Source organism: Pseudoduganella sp. R-31 (assembly GCF_049913235.1).
GTDB lineage: Bacteria > Pseudomonadota > Gammaproteobacteria > Burkholderiales > Burkholderiaceae_D > Rugamonas.
In genome coordinates this window covers 2337955-2356194 of record NZ_CP183986.1, presented here as the reverse complement: position 1 = coordinate 2356194, position 18240 = coordinate 2337955, and the positions used below count along the sequence as shown (strand labels likewise).

General features: G+C 56.5%; 16 protein-coding genes and 1 tRNA gene. 11 read left to right on the top strand and 6 right to left on the bottom strand.

What is annotated here, in order from left to right; translation table 11 throughout:
• Positions 1–111: 111 nt before the first annotated feature.
• On the bottom strand, positions 112–2025 hold the full coding sequence (locus tag ACN9MY_RS10755; protein ID WP_426322302.1) for an ATP-binding cassette domain-containing protein: 1914 nt from the start codon (positions 2023–2025) through the stop codon (positions 112–114).
• Positions 2026–2103: 78 nt separating this feature from the next.
• On the opposite strand from ACN9MY_RS10755, the gene ACN9MY_RS10750 reads away from it, so the two are divergent.
• The 11 genes from ACN9MY_RS10750 to ACN9MY_RS10700 all read left to right on the top strand — a co-directional run bounded on the left by ACN9MY_RS10750 (position 2104) and on the right by ACN9MY_RS10700 (position 14198).
• Positions 2104–2178, top strand: a tRNA-Arg gene (locus ACN9MY_RS10750).
• Positions 2179–2469: 291 nt separating this feature from the next.
• A complete protein-coding gene (locus tag ACN9MY_RS10745; RefSeq protein ID WP_426170519.1) occupies positions 2470–2961 on the top strand; it encodes a contractile injection system protein, VgrG/Pvc8 family in 492 nt (163 codons plus the stop codon).
• A complete protein-coding gene (vgrG, locus tag ACN9MY_RS10740; RefSeq protein ID WP_426337303.1) occupies positions 2904–5225 on the top strand; it encodes a type VI secretion system tip protein VgrG in 2322 nt (773 codons plus the stop codon). Before ACN9MY_RS10745 ends, vgrG begins: the two co-directional genes overlap by 58 nt.
• Before the next feature lie 7 nt (positions 5226–5232).
• Positions 5233–6129 carry a DUF4123 domain-containing protein gene (locus ACN9MY_RS10735; RefSeq protein ID WP_426337302.1) on the top strand — a complete coding sequence of 299 codons (897 nt, stop codon included), beginning with the start codon at positions 5233–5235 and terminating at the stop codon, positions 6127–6129.
• Positions 6130–6151: 22 nt separating this feature from the next.
• Positions 6152–9040, top strand: coding sequence for a T6SS effector BTH_I2691 family protein (locus ACN9MY_RS10730; RefSeq protein WP_426337301.1), 2889 nt, complete (start codon positions 6152–6154; stop codon positions 9038–9040).
• Positions 9037–9825, top strand: coding sequence for a putative type VI secretion system effector (locus tag ACN9MY_RS10725; RefSeq protein ID WP_426337300.1), 789 nt, complete (start codon positions 9037–9039; stop codon positions 9823–9825). Before ACN9MY_RS10730 ends, ACN9MY_RS10725 begins: the two co-directional genes overlap by 4 nt.
• A 103-nt stretch (positions 9826–9928) precedes the next feature.
• Positions 9929–10711 (top strand): hypothetical protein, encoded by a 783-nt coding sequence (locus ACN9MY_RS10720; protein WP_426337299.1) that lies wholly within the window; start codon positions 9929–9931, stop codon positions 10709–10711.
• Between the two features lie 82 nt (positions 10712–10793).
• On the top strand, positions 10794–11579 hold the full coding sequence (locus ACN9MY_RS10715) for a putative type VI secretion system effector (RefSeq protein ID WP_426337298.1): 786 nt from the start codon (positions 10794–10796) through the stop codon (positions 11577–11579).
• A gap of 43 nt (positions 11580–11622) precedes the next feature.
• Positions 11623–12177: a hypothetical protein gene (locus ACN9MY_RS10710; RefSeq protein WP_426337297.1), complete on the top strand. Its 555-nt coding sequence runs from the start codon at positions 11623–11625 to the stop codon at positions 12175–12177.
• Between the two features lie 117 nt (positions 12178–12294).
• Positions 12295–13800, top strand: a complete 1506-nt coding sequence (locus ACN9MY_RS10705) for a hypothetical protein (protein WP_426337296.1) — start codon at positions 12295–12297, stop codon at positions 13798–13800.
• A 134-nt stretch (positions 13801–13934) separates the two neighbouring features.
• A complete protein-coding gene (locus ACN9MY_RS10700) occupies positions 13935–14198 on the top strand; it encodes a PAAR domain-containing protein (RefSeq protein WP_426337295.1) in 264 nt (87 codons plus the stop codon).
• A gap of 301 nt (positions 14199–14499) precedes the next feature.
• Here ACN9MY_RS10700 and ACN9MY_RS10695 read toward each other — a convergent pair whose 3' ends face one another.
• Genes ACN9MY_RS10695 through ACN9MY_RS10675 form a run of 5 tightly spaced genes read right to left on the bottom strand, consistent with a single transcriptional unit; the run spans position 14500 to position 18234 of the window.
• Positions 14500–15291: a PEP_CTERM-anchored TLD domain-containing protein gene (locus ACN9MY_RS10695; protein WP_426170502.1), complete on the bottom strand. Its 792-nt coding sequence runs from the start codon at positions 15289–15291 to the stop codon at positions 14500–14502.
• A gap of 42 nt (positions 15292–15333) precedes the next feature.
• On the bottom strand, positions 15334–15726 hold the full coding sequence (locus ACN9MY_RS10690; RefSeq protein ID WP_426322283.1) for a RidA family protein: 393 nt from the start codon (positions 15724–15726) through the stop codon (positions 15334–15336).
• Positions 15727–15735: 9 nt separating this feature from the next.
• Positions 15736–16896 carry an acyl-CoA dehydrogenase family protein gene (locus tag ACN9MY_RS10685; RefSeq protein WP_426322281.1) on the bottom strand — a complete coding sequence of 387 codons (1161 nt, stop codon included), beginning with the start codon at positions 16894–16896 and terminating at the stop codon, positions 15736–15738.
• A 1-nt stretch (position 16897) separates the two neighbouring features.
• Entirely contained in the window at positions 16898–17752 is an 855-nt protein-coding gene (locus ACN9MY_RS10680; RefSeq protein ID WP_426337294.1) for an enoyl-CoA hydratase family protein, read from the bottom strand.
• A complete protein-coding gene (locus ACN9MY_RS10675; RefSeq protein ID WP_426170495.1) occupies positions 17749–18234 on the bottom strand; it encodes a MarR family winged helix-turn-helix transcriptional regulator in 486 nt (161 codons plus the stop codon). The genes ACN9MY_RS10680 and ACN9MY_RS10675 overlap by 4 nt, the downstream gene beginning before the upstream one ends.
• Positions 18235–18240 lie beyond the last annotated feature (6 nt).

The following is an 18240-nucleotide window of genomic DNA, read 5'->3' as shown; positions in this document are numbered from 1 at the left end:
TGGAAATGCCGAAGCAGGACTGCCTCGGCATTAAGGTTGTCAGATATTACAGCGGGCAATCGTGCGCAAGCGCACGAAAGTGAGAAAGTGCAAAGAGTGGATTGAGTTACATCAAACGTTGTTGCGGGATTCGATTGCTTCCCAACGCTCCAGCGCTGCCATCAGCTCTTCTTCAATCTGCGCAATGCGTTCGTTGAGGCGCTTCGCTTCCGCTGGCGTCTTCTTATAGAAGTCCGGATCGGACAGCGTGAGGTTCAGCGCGGTTTGTTCGTCTTCCAGTTTGGCAATGAGTTGCGGCAATTCTTCGAGCTCGCGCTGTTCCTTGTAGCTGAGTTTTTTTGCCTTGGCTGGCGCCGGTGCCGCGGGCGCGGCCGGTGCTGCGGCGGGTTTTGCTTCAGCCTTCTTCGGCGCGGGTGCAGCGGCAACGCTGGCGTCGCGCACGCGTTCCCAATCGCTGTAGCCGCCCACATACTCTTTCCACTTGCCCTGCCCTTCGGCAACGATCACTTGCGTGACGACATTATCGAGGAACATGCGGTCGTGGCTGACAAGGAAGACGGTACCGGCGTAATCCTCCAGCAATTCTTCCAGCAGTTCCAGCGTGTCGATGTCGAGATCGTTGGTCGGTTCGTCCAGCACCAGCACGTTGGCAGGCTTGGCGAACAGGCGCGCCAGCAGCAGGCGGTTGCGCTCGCCACCGGACAGCGAACTCACCAGCGAGCGCGCGCGTTGCGGCTCGAACAGGAAGTCACCAAGGTAGCTCATGACGTGCTTGCGCTGGCCATTGATTTCGACCCAGTCCGAGCCGGGCGAAATGGTATCGGCCAGCGTGGCATTGTCGTTCAACTGCGCGCGCATCTGGTCGAAATATGCCACCTGCAATTTGGTGCCCTGCTTGATGGTGCCGGCGTCAGCCTGCTCTTCACCGAGGATCAGCTTGAGCAGCGTGGTCTTGCCGGCGCCGTTCGGACCGATCAAGCCGACCTTGTCGCCGCGCATGATGATCGCGCTGAAGTCGCGCACGATGACCTTCTCGCCGAAGTCCTTGCTGACGTTTTCCAGTTCCGCCACGATCTTGCCGGAACGCTCGCCAGTGCCCACTTCCAAGCGCACCTGGCCTTGCTGGTCGCGGCGCGCAGAGCGCTGCTCGCGCAGGCGCTCCAGGCGGCGCACCCGACCTTCATTACGCGTGCGGCGTGCTTCAACGCCTTTGCGGATCCACACCTCTTCCTGCGCCAGCACCTTGTCGAACTTGGCATTCTCCACTTCCTCGATCGCCAGCTGCTCCTGCTTGCGCGTCTGGTAGGCGCTGAAGTTGCCAGGGTAGGACAGCAGGATGCCGCGGTCCAGTTCAATGATGCGGGTCGCCACGTTATCCAGGAAGGAGCGGTCGTGGGTGATGAACAGGATGCTGCCCTTGAAATCGCGCAGCAGGCTCTCAAGCCACTGGATCGAGCTGAAGTCCAGGTGGTTGGTCGGTTCGTCCAGCAGCAGCACGTCCGGTGCGCCAACCAGGGCGCGCGCCAGCGCGGCACGCTTCTTGGTGCCGCCCGACAGGGTTTCCACCAGCACCGAGCCATCCAGGTTCAGGCGGCCCAGCACGTTTTCCACCCTGTTATCCAGGTTCCAGGCATCACCGGCATCCAGCAGGACCTGGATGTCGTGCATGCGCTCCATCAGCTTGTCATCGTCGCCCTGGCCGAACTGGCTGGTCAGCGCGTCATACTCCTTGCGCAGCGTCGGCAGTTCGCCCAAGCCCGCGGCGACGGCATCGTGCACGGTATGGCCCGTCTCGAATTGCGGCTCCTGCTCCACGTAGACGATCTTCAGGCCTTGCTGCATCACCAGCAGGCCGTCATCCAGCTTTTGCATGCCGGCGATAATTTTCAGCAAGGAGGACTTGCCGGTGCCGTTGCGCCCGATCAGGCCGATCCGCTCCCCAGTCTCGAGGGAAAATTCAGCGTGGTCCAGCAGGGCGTGGTGGCCAAAAGCCAGTTGTGCGGATGTTAAGGAAATGACAGCCATGGGGTGCAAATAGGGACAGAAAAACAAGCATTTTACCTGTTGCTAGCCTGTCAGCTATAATTGCGCTCGCTTTGCGTCCTCCCCGTAGCACAATGGATAGTGCACATGCCTCCTAAGCGTGGGATACTGGTTCGATTCCAGTCGGGGGGACCAATCGGCACTCTCACCGCATTCCCCCTCACCTCATACATCCCGCAACTCAAGGCCAAGCGCGTTTCCAGTCGTTTTGCGCTGTCTCCGCCTGCCATTCCATCACAATCCGCCTCCGACATTTAGGCCTGAAGCCGTATGCCCGCTGCCGCGTCCAGTCCGGTGGATCGGGAGCCTCGTACTGTGCGAGCTGTTTTTTTTATATCATGCTAAAGTTGCAAGTTGACCGACAGAAATATCTTGCCCTGAGCCGCCTGACGACCCAAGCGCTCAATTTGACTTAAACGGAGTTCCATGGACTTGTCCGATCCATTCGCATCACGAGACCGCTTCACCCAAGCCAACCGCCCCATCCGTCTGCGCCTGTTCCCCGCCAAAGGTAGCGCCCTCGCCGCCGAAGATATGCTCATGGTCCAATGCGTGAGCGGCGTCGAAGCGATGTGCGGCGATGGTATCGAATATCGCCTGCTCTGTGTTTCCACCCAAGCCGGCTTGCCCCTCAAGCAATTCGTCGCGATGCCTGCCGAAGTGCAGTTCGTCACCGCCGCGGGCGCCCTGCGCTCCGTATGCGGCATCGTCCAAAGCGCCACGGAAGGTCACAGCGACGGCGGCTGGGCCACGTATGAACTCGTCATGCGCGATGCCCTGGCCTTCAAGGCGCTGCACACAAACACCCGCGTCTTCGTCAATATGAGCGAAGTCGATATTGTTCAGCAGAACTTGAGCGAATGGCGCCAGACCAACCCCGTGCTGCGCGCACCTTCAGCTTCGACTTATCGGGCGTGAGCGCCGCCAAGCATCCGGCGCGGGCGTTCACCATGCAGGCGAACGAAAGCGATTCCCAGTTCATCCGACGATTGCTTAGCCGGCGGGGCATTGCCTGGTTCACCCGCCCCGGCCCCACCAGCAACTCCGGCAGCGACCACGTACCCACCCATGTCATGGTCATGTTCGACGACGTCAGGACGCTCCCTCAGGCAGACGCCACTGTCTGGCGCTTCCACCGCGCCGATGGCACCGAAAAAGCCGACAGCGTCACCGCCTGGAGTGCGACCCGCACCCTCGCGCCCGGCAACATCACGCGCCACACCTGGGATTACAAGACGGTGCAGCTGGATTCCTACAGCGACCCGACCGCCCTCGACCAAGGCGAGCTGGGCAACCAATGCGCCGTCAGCCTCACCGACAACCTGGTCGAGGCGCCGCATATTGGGGAAGACAGCGCGGATTTTCAGTACCTGACACGCCTGCGCATCCAGCACCATGAATACGAGAGCAAGAAATTCTATGCCGAATCCGACCAGCGCACTGCCTGCGTCGGTGCCTCATTCAGCCTGACCGGCCACGCCGAAATCGACGCCCACCCGGCCGAAGAACGCGAATTCGTCATCACTGAACTGCACGTCACCGCAGAAAATAACGTCCACCCGGATCTCAGCGACAAGGCGCGCCGCCTGTTCGCCCGCAACGGCTGGAACACAGCATCGGCGACTGGCTTCGACCCCGCAGCGCTAGAAGAAGCCAGCGGCGAACGCAACGCGCGCTACAGCAACCGCCTCACTTGCGTTCGGCGCGGCATTCCGATCGTCCCGTCCTACGATCCGCGCACCGATCTGCCGGCCGTCCATCCCATGAGCGCCATTGTGGTCGCCGGGGATGCCGAAGGCGATGAAATCCTGTGCAATGAACTGGGCTGCGTCAAGGTCCGCTTTCCGGGCTACACGATCGAAGCCGGCAGCCGCACTGATACCCGCGGCGGCGATTCAATCGCCCACAGCACCGTTCCTGGCTCAGCGTGGCTGCGCGTAGCCACGCCCTTTGCCGGGGAAGGCTACGGCATGATTGCCCTGCCCCGGGCTGGCGACGAAGTGACTGTTCTATTTCTTAATGGGAACTGCGACAAGCCGATTATTGTCGGCAGTGCTTTCAACGGCCGCGCGCTGCCGCCGAGGTTCAGCCGCCAGGGCAGCTTGCCCGGCAATAAATCGCTGTCGGGCTTCCTGAGCCAGGAGCTGCAAGGAACCCGCCATAACCAGCTGCGCCTGGACGATACCAACGGCCAGATCAGTGCACAACTGGCGAGCGAACACGGGAACACCGAGCTGAATCTCGGCTATTTGACGCACCCGAGAGCCGACGGCAAAGCCGAACCGAGAGGTGAAGGATTTGAAGTGGCGAGCGAAGCTGCCGGTGCCTTGCGCGCATGTTCCCTGCTGCTGACGGCCGAACAGCAAAAAGGCGGCTCCGGACCGCAATTGATGCGCGAAGCCATTATTCAAGTGCTCACCGCAGCACTGGACCAAGTGCAGCGCCAAGGCGATCATGCCGGCGAAGTCGAAGCCAATCTGCCGGAAACGGGCCGCGATAACATGCTGGTCGAAGAAGACAGCAAACCCGGCGCCAAGACCGATGCCGGTCATCAAACCCAATTAAAGGAAGCGGTCGACAATCTGGAGCGGGGCTGGAATACCGACCCGAAGGGCAGCAGCGGACAGGGCGGGCAGCGCGGCAAGCAAGGCATTCTCATGCTCGGTTCCACCGATGGCACAGCCTTGACCAGCCAGGGCAGCGTGACCATGGCGGCCAACACCAACCTCGACCAGGTAGCGCAACGCGACACAAACCAGACGACAGGGCGGCGTTGGATTCACAATGTCGGCGAGTCGGCCAGCCTGTTCATTGACGGCGGCAAGGCGAAGATCAAATACACGTTCAAGACCACTGTCGCCAAGGGCGACATGCTGCAGCGCGTGCTGGCGGGCAAATACGAGGTCGAATCGAACGGCGATATCGTGTTCAAGACCAGGGGCAAATACATTATCGAGGCGGAGCAAGGAGTTTGGATCAAGGGAGAAGGCGGGTTGATCCATGTGGGCAACCGGATCGATATCCACAACCCTGGCGCCCTGTCGCTCAAGGCGGCGGACTTTGACCTGGCGGGACCGGCCAGCAGCAGCACGTCGTTGACACTGCCCACTGGAACGGCCAAACCGTGCAAGATGAAATTATCAGGTGCGAGTGACGCCGGTGCAGCCTTTGTAGAAAGGTAAGGTTGCCATGTCATTCCCGTCCCCCAATATCGCCACGTCTTTCCACACGCATCTGGAAGAATACGGACACTGCGACATCGTCATCGACCGGATGCGCGGCTTTCCCTTGCGCGAAGAACTGAAAGCACTGAAAGGCCATCTGGCAGAGTCGTTGCCGCTGATCGATCCGCTGTTTATGACGATTCCCGATGAGGCGCCGCTTCTGGTGCGCCTGTCGGTGGATGCATCAAGCCTCATCGAGAGCTATCTTGCCCTCGCCGCAGAGGAAGCGCAAAGGCCTGGACAAGGACAAGCGATTTGCGCCTTCCTGTTCAGCCATCTGCCATGTGAAAAACTCGCCGGGCACCTGACCCGCCAGCTCGATCTTCGCATCAAGACCGGCAAACGTGTTTTTTTCCGGTTCTTCGATCCGCGCGTGATGCACCATTTGCCGCGTCTGCTTCAGCCGGCGGAAATGGCGCAACTGCTCAATGGCATAGACTACTGGACCTACCCGCACTGGAGCGACCGGCGCATTGCGCTCAAGGCGCAAGACTACGGCCCCCAGCCCGACAAACCTGCTTATGTTCGCATGAGCCTCAGCAGCGCCCAATCGGCATCCCTGCAAGAGATCGAAACCTTCAACCTCGCATTGCACACGCTATGGCAGGAGGGATATGCACTGGATGAAAAGACCGAAGCTGCGCTGCATGCGGCCTTGAAGACCGCCCACGCCTGCGGATTGTCGACGAAGGAAGATCGAGCAACACTGGCTTGCCACGTTATCAGTCGCAGCGAGAACATTCTGCGCCAGCCGCAGTGGCAGCGCGCACTGAACCTGGTGCGCGAACGCGCCTTCGCACTGAGAGACGTTTTGGAAGCCGCTGGCATCGCGCTTGTATCGCCGGCCGCCCAGCACGAGTAACACCTGCCAACAAATAATTCTGATGAAAAAAGACTGCAAATTTTGCGACAAAAAAGGATTGATGATCCTGCCGCTGCGTTACAGCGTGGCGCTTGCCGACGACATGGCATCCTTACGCGCCATTCCAGCGCTGCCGTCGACCCTTGGCAAAGGCGTAAGCGACCTGGTCCTTACGAAGGGCAAGTATGCTCCGGCAATGCTGCGGGCCGGCTACCTATACGTATTGATCGACCGAGAGGGCATCAAAAGCTGGGAAGGCTATCAGGTCACCAAAGACGCTTACCTTTACAAATTCCCGGTGGATGTTCCACCTCAGACCAAGGTCGAATTCACCTGCGCGCCCAATAGCTGCGGCATCGACGCGTCGATGATCTCGATTGAGCACGCCAGCGAGATCGAAAAAGTCTACTTCCTGTTTACGCCCACTGCCATGACCAAGGCCAAGCTGGACGAATACAAGAAAAACGCAACGGAACTGGCCCGACAAGGGAAGATGCAAGTCTTCAATCCGAAGGCATGGCTGGCAGGATCGACCAACCAGCCGCATGCCATGCAGGCTGACGAAATGCACACGCACACCACGGAATGGATACTGCACAAGCAAGGTAAGCAGGAATTGTGGCAATCACGGCTGGGCCCCGGCCTTGAAAACCAGTTGTTCCCGCCGGCCGCATCTCCTAAGCCCGATTTGGGCCTAGTGGGCGCAATCCCCGCTGCGGATCGGCTGACGCCCCTTTATCTCAGCATGCGCGACCGTGGTGCCGCAAGCTTCGTCGTGTACGACTATATCGGCATTACACAGGAACTCAATAATTTCAGGAATGCTGCGCTAGAACCAATCGAACAGTTTCTTGAGACAAAGGACAGCGAAGGCGTCGACAACAGACGCAAGATGGACGTGGCACATGCCATCGAAGACATCAAATATGGCTTTATGCAGCACGGCATCGGCTTGGCTCAAAAACAGGTCGAATTTATGGATTCTCGCCACATGCCGGACTTCCGGGAAAATACCGCCAAAAATCTGCGCAGTATGGGTCGGGTAGCAGAGGCAGAAAAAGTCGAAGAAGACATAAAGAGAAGTCATGCAACCCGCGAAGCCAATCGCCAGAAAATACTGTCGGGTGCCGATGCAGAGCGCGAATGGAAAAACAAGTATGCCAAGCTGCTCGATATGGACGGCATCAAAAAGTTCGGAGACGATCTTGCTGCACTGTCCGAAGCTTGCGGAAAAAAAGCCGACAGCCGCACAGACGATCATCTGCAATGGCTTGTCGCTGACAGGCTGGTTGATGCCTTTGACACATATGACCCCAACAACCTGGGGAGTGGTTTCTGCTTTACGCAAGAACACTCTGTATGCACCTTCGGCATGTTTGGCATTGATAAGAACAAACCCAAATTGGCTGAATGGATGAATGTGAGCAAGGTGGAGCGGAAAAACCTCTACATGCGCGCCAATTTGTATAACCATAAGTCGCTGGAAGAAGAAGCCGCCAAAGCTTTTACCGAGGCCAAGCAACTTGTTGCGACGGCGGGCAGTTTAGGTGCTGTGGCAAGCGCACCGTGGCTCAAGGCTGGCAAGGGCTTGATTGACGTGCTGAAGAAAACCGATTCAGCATGGGACGAATGGCTGCGCGATAAAGTGGTTAAAGGTGTTCAAAGCGGTTCGATCGAGTTCAAATCCGGCGATCGCCTTCACAACCTTTCCACCTTCCATCGCAGCAACGAAGGGAGAATGTACGCCAGGATTGCCGAATGGTCACAAGCCTTGTCCAACAAGGCTGGGAAAATGGATAAAGGCATTCAGGCCGTTGTAGGCATGATGCTTTATGGGAGGCTCGGCAAACTGGCGGAAGAAATCAGTTTTGAAGCATTCATGCTCAAGGTGCCGCCAGACAGGCTAGCTGAAGGCTACAGAAAACGTTCCGCACAACGCAACCTTGAACTGGCCGAGCGCGATGCTGCGAAAAAAGCTGGCCGCACTCCGCGACAATTGTTTATGGAGGACCCGATCGAGGTCTTGATTCGCGATGAACAAAGAAAAGTCAGGGACAAAGTCAAAATTGCGCTAGACGAATTGGACAAGGGCAAGCGCCCTGAAACTAATAACTTCCGCCAGGCGCGCATGGGGGTGCTGCTCATGTCCATCGAAGGCTTGGCGCTGACCTTGAAATTGACCGATAACAAAGAGCTGACCTATCGCGGCAAGGCCGAAGTGGTCGCCTCCGCATTTTCGCTTATCGGCATGACGCTTGATCTAGTGTATGCCGTTACCAAATCCCTTCGCGAAATTGAACCGTTCAAGAGTATGGCGACTGTGAAGATTGCACCGCTCAAGAGTATCGCGACCGTGGATACGGCTGCGGACCTGATTCGTGGCGGGCTCAAAATGGCTGCAGGAACCTTCAGTGCGGCGGCAGGGGCGACTTCGGTGCTGCTAGACATATATTCAGGAGTGACAGAAGCCAAAAAGGATAGAACGAACTGGGTATTGGCAAGCTTATATTTCTCTCGAGCAGGCGTGAGTCTATTAACTACCGGAATAGGTTTAATCGCAGCCTTCTCTTATACCGTTCCTATCTTGACACGCATATCAGAAAACGGCACCGTCATTGCTAAACGCTTCGCCCCATTGCTTACAAAAGGCATGTTTTATGCAGAAAAATTTATGGCTGCACGCACCATCTGGCTCATCCGGCTGGCAAGATTTAATCTGATCGGTTTTGCTTTCACGGCGGGAGAAGTTATTTACCGCTGTTGGATCATGGACGACGATCTGGAAAATTGGTGTCAAGCCTGTTGTTTCCGAAAAGACAGAAGCAAAGGTTGGCTTAGCGAAAAGCCCTATCCCGATGCAACTATTGAATTACGAGAACTTGAAAAAGCTTATAAGGCGATCGCCCAATGACACCATTTATCAACTCTCCATCTGCAACGTATGAGGGCGAAACACTCTTCCTCGTTGAAGGCACGCTAAGTGAACTGCAAATCGCCCGCACCACCGTAAATTTGCTGGCACAAATCGAAGAAAACATCCAGGCAAAAAACCTCGCAAGTGGGGCAGCCGGTGTGGTTGGCGGCATGCACGGCATGGTTGCCAATGCTGCTGCGTTGGCCTTGTACGATGGAGAGGATACGCACAACTTTGCCGCCGCACTGGGTGAGCATATCGTATGCGGCACCCTAGTGCATGCCGACCAGTTCAAGAATGGCGACCCTGTCAAGGCCGTGGTGTCTCAACGAGGAGATGTGCTCTACGTCCATGCCATCATGCATGCGCAGACTCGGCATTTTTATATGCCCTTGAATGTATTTGCCGGTAAAGAAGCATTTTTTAAAAGCTGTATGCGTGTGGCAAATAGATCGGCTATAGCGGTTTCCATCGTGTTCATTGTGGCATTTTATTTCTTCGGCCTATATGATGAAAAGGGCAACAACCTTAATCGCATGCAACAGTTGATGCTAACTTCAGTTGTCATCACGGGGAGTTTTCTTCTTTGTTTTATTATGGAAATATGGACATACCGCACCTTCCGATATACCGGTTTTTACGCGGAAGCAATATTTCAAGTATTTGGTTTCCCCCAACCCCATAAAATTAACCTCTTTAAGGTAGGCAGCATTAACTTTAAAAATACGGGGGTGGAAAAGGGCTTGGGAAGCGGATTTACTACTCCCAAAGCTCGATACTAAATAGTCGGCGACGACCAGTCTCCCCTATGCGATTGAAGGTGGCACTAAAGCATTGCATTTAAGAGCTAGGAGAACTTGAAAGAGCCTATCAGGCAATGGTCCCATGACACAGTCTCCATCCTCGATGTACGGCGGCGAAACACTCTTCCTCGTGGAAGGTACGCTCAGTGAATTGCAAATCGCCCACACCACCGTAAATTTGCTGGCGCAAATCGAAAAAGACAACCAAGTAAAAAACCTCGTCAGCGGCGTTGCCGGTGTGGTCAGCGGCATGCACGGCATGGTTGCCAATACCGCTGCGTTGACGTTGTACGATGGCGAAGACATGTACAACTTCGCCGCCGTACTAGGAGAGCATTTCGTATGCGGCACCTTGGAGCATGCCAACCAATTCAAGAATGGCGAATCCGTCAAAGCGGTGGTGTCACAACGAGGTGATGTGCTCTATGTCCATGCAATTATGCAGGCGAAAACCCGGCAATTTTATATGCCTTTGAATGTAATCGCGGGCAAAGGGGCGTTTTTAAAACACTGCATGCGTGTGGCCAATGGATTAACTATAGCAACATCAATTGCTTGCGTTGCGGCATTTTATTCAATTGGACTATATGATGGTAAATATAAAAATATTAATCAAGAAAAACAATTGCTATTGACTTCAGTCGTCATAGCAGGGAGTTTTTCCGTTTGTTTTATTATGGAAATCTGGACATACCGCAGTTTTCGATATACCGGGAGTTATGCAGAGGCAATTTTTAAACTATTTGACTTCCCACAGCCAAATAACATTGACCTCACCAAAGTGGGTTTCCTGAATCATGAAAGCACAGGGTGGAAACATGCATGGCAAGCAGATTTAATGCTCCAGAAACTCAATGCAAAATAAAAATATTGGCCTCATGCTGCCTACTTCTGCATTCAAGTTCGCATTCAAGCATTGCATATAGCACAAGAGGTGAAGAATTTCAATGAATACCGACTTACCGCTGGTGACATTCGACGGCGAAAAACTCTTCCTAGCTGAAGGCACACTTAGTGAATTGCAAATCGCCCGCACCGCCGTAAATTTGATGGCGCAAATCGAGAAAAATAGCCAAGCAAAAAACGTCGCAAGTGGGGCAGCCGGTGTGGTCGGTGGCATGCACGGCGTGGTAGCCAATGCCGCCGCGTTGGCGTTGTATGATGGAGAAGACACGTACAACTTTGCTGCTGCATTAGGTGAGCATATAGTATGCGGCACCCTGCAACATGCCGACCAGTTCAAGAATGGCGAACCGGTTAAGGCTGTGGTGTCACAGCGAGGCGACATATTTTATTTACATGCCATCATGCAGGCAAAAAGCGGGCAATTTTATATGCCACCGAACGTATTTGCGGGCAAAGACGCCTTCTTTAAAAGCTGCATGCGTACCGCAAGCCGGTTAGCTTCGGCAGGCTCAATTCTTTTTCTTGCAATATCTTATTTCTTGGGATTGCATGATGGGAAATATGAAAATATTGGAAAAATGGATCAGTTGATCTTGACTTCAGTTTTTATATTAGGGACTTTTTTCCTAAGTTTCACAATGGAAATCTGGACATACCGCACATTCAAATGTACCTGTTTTTATGCAGAAGCAATTTTCAAAATATTCAATTTTCCACAGCCAAATAATATTGATCTTTTAAAAATTGGGAGCATGAATCTTGGAAAAACGGGGTGGAAATTTGCTTGGCAAGCTGATTTGATGATCCAAAAACTCAATGAAAAATAAGCACCATTGATCTCAATCTACCGCCGAGTAAAGCCTTTTTTTCATGGACAACTATCAATTAACAGGAACTGCGCTCTTTGTTTCCGGCTCCTTAATCAGTCTTTTCTTTCTTTTAAGCTACCGGGCTTTCCTCGTCTATGCCCCGCTCATAACCATTGGCCTTTTTTTGATGATTGGTTGGCGAATGTTCCTTGCAATGGTGGCAGTGTTCGCATGTATTTTTTTGTGGATATATTTACTCGGTGCAAAAGACAGGCGTTACGCGCGTAATTTTCCGGTTTTCGAATCGGTGCCGCTTGAAAGCGTCCGCGATCAGGATGGATTTCGATATGATTTCCACATTGCCGAGGCGAAAACCGGATTCATTATCGGAATCCAACACGAAGATGAAATTGACGGTACGCCGATGATGAGGAAAACGAATTGGGAAGATATTTTTCCGGACTATGAGTCGGCGAGGAATGAACTCTTGAAGCGGCTCGATGATTATCCCCTACTACGCGACCGAAAGCCTACCCTTGACCGAAAGCCTGCCCTGCCCACCGAAAAGAAGTCAGCCAAGAAACCGCGCCGCGCCAGTTCTCGCGGCAAACGTTGATGTGGCCTTTTTAGTTGATACGGAAGTAACGAGTTCATCCTGCATCACACCCTCAGGCCCCGTCGTGCGTCCGACTACTCTTTCGCTCCGGTTTAATCATTAGCATTCGACTTTATCGTGATCACCAGTCTCTTAATCAATCTCTTTATCCTATTCGTCGCAGCTGTAGCGTGGATAGCCATCCTATGGTTCGGCATCACTCTCAACTTCGCGCGGTGGAGTGCAGTCGTGCTGATCGTCATGCACGTGGCGCCCCCATTGCTGGCCTGGGGTGGCTGGCGCTTGCTTCGTCAGTGGCGGAGCGAGGACCAGGAAAAGGAAGACGAGGCGGCCATCAAACAACAGGCAAACATGGAGGCGGCCCAATTGCGCCACGAACAGGAATGCTCCAGCCGTCGTTCTCATTGCGAATGCCGCGCGATCGTCATGCAAGCCAAGGCGCTGGCGCCGGAGACGTTGTTCGATATTGATCTGCCCAACGTCGTGCTTCAACTTGCCCAGCCTAAAGGCGATGAGTCGGACGTATTCGAGGCGATGAAGAAGGCCGATCCGGCCTTGGCTGTCGACGGATTTGCGCCGTTGATATACGACACACTTCAGCATCTCTATGATAAGTGCCCCGCGAGCATCGCATTGCCGATTTATGTCGTGGCGTCGGATCAGATTGACATGGCACAGATGTCCGCTGGACTGGGCCGCATCCGTAAAGAAATTGCGGAAGCAATGGAGCCTGTGTCCACAGTCCCGAATGACCCTGCTTTTATTCGCCTCTTGCATGTTGACGGCAATATTGCAGATGCCGTGCTGTCGGTATTCGAAAACGATTCTGCCCTTCCTGGCGCAGTGATTCTGGCCTTCGACTCACCGCTGGTACAGGCACAGAAAACGGGTTCCGGCGCCACGCCGCAGGAACGATGGGCTGGACCACCAGGCCAAGGCGTGATCGCCCTGCTGATGACCCCGGCGGGGCTTTCACCGCTGCCGGTGCAAAGCACGCAAGAAGAAAATAGGTATTCTGGACGCCCATCGGCCGAGCAGCTGGCGATCAAGCTACTAGCGGAGGCTTACCATGCGGCCCGAGAACAGCTGATAGAGCTGCCTGTCATGGCGCAGATCCGGCGCGGCACTGCCATCGTCCTCAAGCCCGAAGCCCCGGCGCGCCCGCCGGCCTTGCATAACGCGCTGAGCACTTTATTGGAGCGCGCCAAAGCGCATGCCGGTTGGCCGGATCAGCCGTCAATTGCTGATGGCGAAGCGGTAGGCGAACCGGCCGCATCCGACAGTGCCAACAGGGCTGAAGACAAGGCGGAATGCGGCTGGCTGATTCACAACGCCGGGAGTGTCAGCGTCATGGGCGCGCGGTTGGCGGCGACCGCGACGGCAATGAACCATCACAAGATGAATGTCGACCCGTTGGAGAAAGCGACCAATGTGGCCATCGTCCTCGGCGATTTTGGCAAAGCGAACGGCGTCGGCATGCTCGCTCTGTCGGCAATGCAAAGTGCCATGTTGAAGCAGCCGGTAATGTGTACGGAATTCAATCAGGACGAGTCCGTTGCGATGTTTTTCGTTGCTCCGCCTTTTGAGAAAGCGCCACAAGACGTTATGCAAGAAGCCGCATGACCGATATGCGCCGCCAGGGCCTATGCAATTTGACATCCTCGCCTCCGCGGCCGGCGGGCAAGGTACATTGCCTGCAATAGCACGCGGCGACATGAAGGTCGTCATTTTTGTCCGTTAACACTGGAAGATTTTGTATGCGTAGAATTATTCGATTGGGTGACCCGACCAGCCATGGTGGAAAAGTGGTTTCCGCCTCCGACAATTTCAGCATCGTGGGTATCAAGGTGGCACGCAAGGGAGACGCTTGTTCCTGTCCACGCCCTGGCCATACCAACTGCGTCATTGTCGAAGGCGATCCGACGCATCGCATTGGCGGCATCGAAGTGGCGTACGAAGGTCATCAGGTAAGTTGCGGTGCGGTGCTGATTTCGACGCTGCCGAACCTCCGCAAGGCATAGCAATTCCGGGCTCTCAACGACCTGGTGGGGCGTACCGATTAGCTCCGAAGTGGAACTTTTTTCCTTCCCGCCTGTCCAATTTCAAATCTCCCGGCTTGTTTCACACCACAGTTAGCCAAACTGCTTTGGGAGATAGCAAGGGAGAATCGTCTCGCAAAAGTCGAGGTTGAGGTGGAATTACTTAAAGAGCTGGTCGAAAAAAATGCGCAAGCAATTACTGCGCTGCGCGACACGATGGATCGGCGCTTCAATGAGCAGCAAGCGCAGATTGCGGAATTGCGTCGCGAGGCAAACACAAATTTCAGGTGGACAATGGGGACATTCCTGACCGGTTTCCTCTTTCTGCTTGGCTTGATGGGCCGCATTGCGGGGCTTTACTGATCGGTCTTAAGGGTTGGGCGAAGCGAGCAGCAAAGCCCAGTATGACGAGGCCCGCTACAAGCATCAACCAGGTGTCGGCCTCGGGAACAGCAAAGACGCGCCACACTTCCATATCGCCGAATGTGATGTTCGGCGACTTGTAATCCCTCCCATCAAGCAGGCTGGAATCGAAATTGCTGCGTTCGGGATCGATGTAGGAATACATGATCGAGTAGCCGCCGTTGGTCAGGTCCCACGGCACGTACAAGTCATGGCCGGCGCCGAACACCGGGCCGGTCCTGGCATCGTTCCAGGTCTGGAAGGAGCCGACCGTATCGAGCGCATAGGTGCGCGGCGTCTGGCGATGCATCTGGCGCGACGTCAGGTTGTACAGGAAGCCGGTGCGCTTTTCATCTTCGGTCGTGATGTGGAATTTGCCGGACGAGTCCCAGCTTTGCGGGTTATAGCCGCCGACCTTGAACAGTTGCCCCAGCTCATTGGTCGCTTCCATCACGGTAAACGTACGGCCCTTGCCGTCAACTGCCGCGTGGAAATCCGCTGCGGTTTGTCCATCGCGCTTCTTGTACAAGCGCTCCAGCCTGATCGGGCCATTGCCAAGCCAGGTCGATAGCTGGGCAATGTCAGCCTCCGTCAACAGCGGCGTTGCGCCTTGCGCGGTCGACAAGACTAGCAGGAAAATTGCGCCAAGCAGGCGCGAGAGAAGTTTGGCCATGGGATTGCACCTCCACGGCCGGACTATAGCACTTCATTAAAACTACGCGGGCACGACTGCCGTCACCTCAATTTCCACCCTTGCACGCGACTCCAGCAGCCCGGCGACCTCGACTGCCGTCATGGCCGGATAGTGCTTGCCGATCAGCTCGCGATAGATGGCGCCGATCTCTTTATAGGCGCCCATGTATTCATGCTTGTCCACCACATACCAGGTCATGCGGGCAATATGCTCAGGCCCGCCACCCGCTTCTTTCAGCACGGTCAGGATGTTTTCAATGGCCTGGCGTACTTGTCCGGCGAAATCATCTGTTTGGAATTCGCAATTTGCATCCCAGCCGATCATGCCGCTGACAAACACCATGCGGCCTGTCGCTGCGATGCCATTGGAATAGCCGCGTGGACGCGCCCAACCCGGCGGTTGTAATACTTGCATACTGACTCCTTAGCCTTCGCGCAGCAGTTCGCGCGCGATGATCAATTGTTGTACTTCGGAGGCGCCTTCATAAATGCGCAGCGCGCGGATTTCACGGTACAGGCGCTCGACCGGATGTTCGCTGACCACGCCCATGCCGCCGAACATTTGTACGGCGGCGTCGATCACCTGCTGGGCAGTCTCAGTCGCGGTCATCTTGGCCATGGCGGCTTCTTTCGTCACTTTCTGGCCCTGGTCGCGCTGCCAGGCGGCGCGGTAGGTCAGCAAGGCGGAAGAATCGACGCCCGTGGCCATCTGCGCCAGCTTGGCTTGCGTGAGCTGGAAGTCGGCCAGCGCCTGGCCGAACATCTTGCGGCTTTGGGCATGGGCCAGCGCTTCGTCCAGCGCACGGCGGGCGAAGCCCAGCGCGGCGGCGGCGACCGAGGTGCGGAATACGTCCAGCGTTGCCATTGCGACCTTGAAGCCCTGCCCTGCCTCGCCAAGGCGCTGGCTGGAGGGAATGCGGCAGTTGCTGAATTCCAGGCGCGCCAGCGGGTGCGGGGCGATGACGTTGATACGCTCCGCGATCGCGAAGCCTGGCGTGTCCTTGTCGACGATGAAGGCGCTGATGCCGCGCGCGCCGGGTTGCTCGCCGGTCCGGGCGAAGACCACATAGAAGTCGGCGATGCCGCCGTTGGAGATCCAGGTCTTTTCGCCATTGAGCACATAATGGTCGCCATCCGGCACGGCGGCGCATTGCATGGCGGCGACGTCGGAGCCGGCCTGCGGCTCGGACAGCGCGAAGGCGGCAATCGCTTCGCCTTTCGCGACGCGCGGCAAGTAGGCTTGCTTGCTGGCGTCGCTGCCGAACAGGCTGATGGCGCCGGAGCCCAGGCCCTGCATCGCGAAGGCGAAATCGGCCAGGCCGTTATGGCGGGCCAAGGTTTCCCGGATCAGGCAGATGGCGCGGGTGTCGATGGCGTCCAGCGCGCCGCCATAGGCGGTGCCGCCGATGGCGTGCCGCAGCCAGCCCGCATCGCCGAGGGCGCGCACCAGGGAACGGCATTGGGCGTCTGTGTCGCTGCCGTGCGCGTCGCGCACATGTTCGGCGGCCCAAGCGTCCAGGTCGCGCTCCAGCACCGCATGGCGTTGTTCGAAGAAGGGCCAGCCAAGGTAGGATTTATCAGCCATCTCAATCGCCCTCGAAAACCGGTTTCTGTTTCGCCACGAAGGCGTGATAGGCTCGGTGAAAGTCGTTGGTGGCCATGCAGATGGCTTGCGCCTGCGCTTCCGCTTCGATGGCTTCGTCGACGCCCATGTTCCACTCCTGTTGCAGCATCTTCTTGGTCATGCCGTGCGCGAAGGTCGGGCCGCTGGCCAGGCCTTGGGCAAAGGCTTGCGCTGCGGCGAGCAGGCTTTCCGGCGCGTGCAGGCTGTTGAAGAAGCCCCAGCGCTCGCCTTCCGTACCGGACATGGAACGGCCGGTGTATAGCAGTTCTGCGGCGCGGCCCTGGCCGATCACGCGCGGCAGCAAGGCGCAGGCGCCCATGTCGCAGCCAGCCAGGCCGACGCGGGTGAACAGGAAGGCGGTCTTGCTGCGCTCCGTGCCGAGGCGGATATCGGAACCCAGGGCAAGCATGGAGCCGGCGCCGGCGCACACGCCGTCGATGGCGGCGATGACCGGTTGCGGGCAGGCGCGCATGGCTTTCACCACGTCGCCGGTCATGCGGGTGAAGGCCAGCAGGCCAGGCATGTCCAGCTTGGTCAAGGGGCCGATGATTTCATGCATGTCGCCGCCGGAGCAGAAGTTCTCGCCGGCGCCGGTGATGACGATGACCTTGACGTCATCGGCATAGGCCAGTGCGCGGAACAGTTCACGCAGCTCGGCGTAGGAGTCGAAGGTGAGCGGATTCTTGCGCTCGGGGCGGTCCAGGGTAAGCGTGGCGACGCCCTGCTCCACCGTGAACTGGAAGTGCCTGGCCTGGTAGGCGGCGAGTTGCGCGCGGTTGCCCGGCAGGTGTTGCGGTTCCCCTTGCAGGTATTTCATGGTTTGTCCTTTGGTTCGCGGGCGTACAGGTGGCCCTTCATTTGCGACAGCAATTCGATGAGCTGTCCTTTGTCTTCTTGCGAAATCTCTTGCAGCAGTTCGGCAACCCAGCTTTCGTGGACTGCGGCCATTTGCGCGAAGGCTTTGCGTCCAGCGGGCGTGAGCTTGACACTGAAGGCGCGGCCGTCTTTCGGGTCGGGTACGCGGACGACCAGGTTCTCCTGCTCCAATTGGTCGGTGATGCCGGTGACGTTGCCGCCGGTGACCATCATGCGTTTGGAGAGTTCGCCCATGCGCAGGCCTTCGGGGTGGCGCTCAAGCTGCGCCATCAGGTCGAAGCGCGGCAGCGTGATGCCGAATTCGGTGCGCAAGCGGCTGCGGATTTCGGTTTCGATCTTGGTAGTGCAGGAGAGCATGCGCAGCCACAGCTTCAGCGACTGGTGGTGGTCCTTGGTCAGGCGGCTTTCCAGGTCTAATTGCATTGTTCC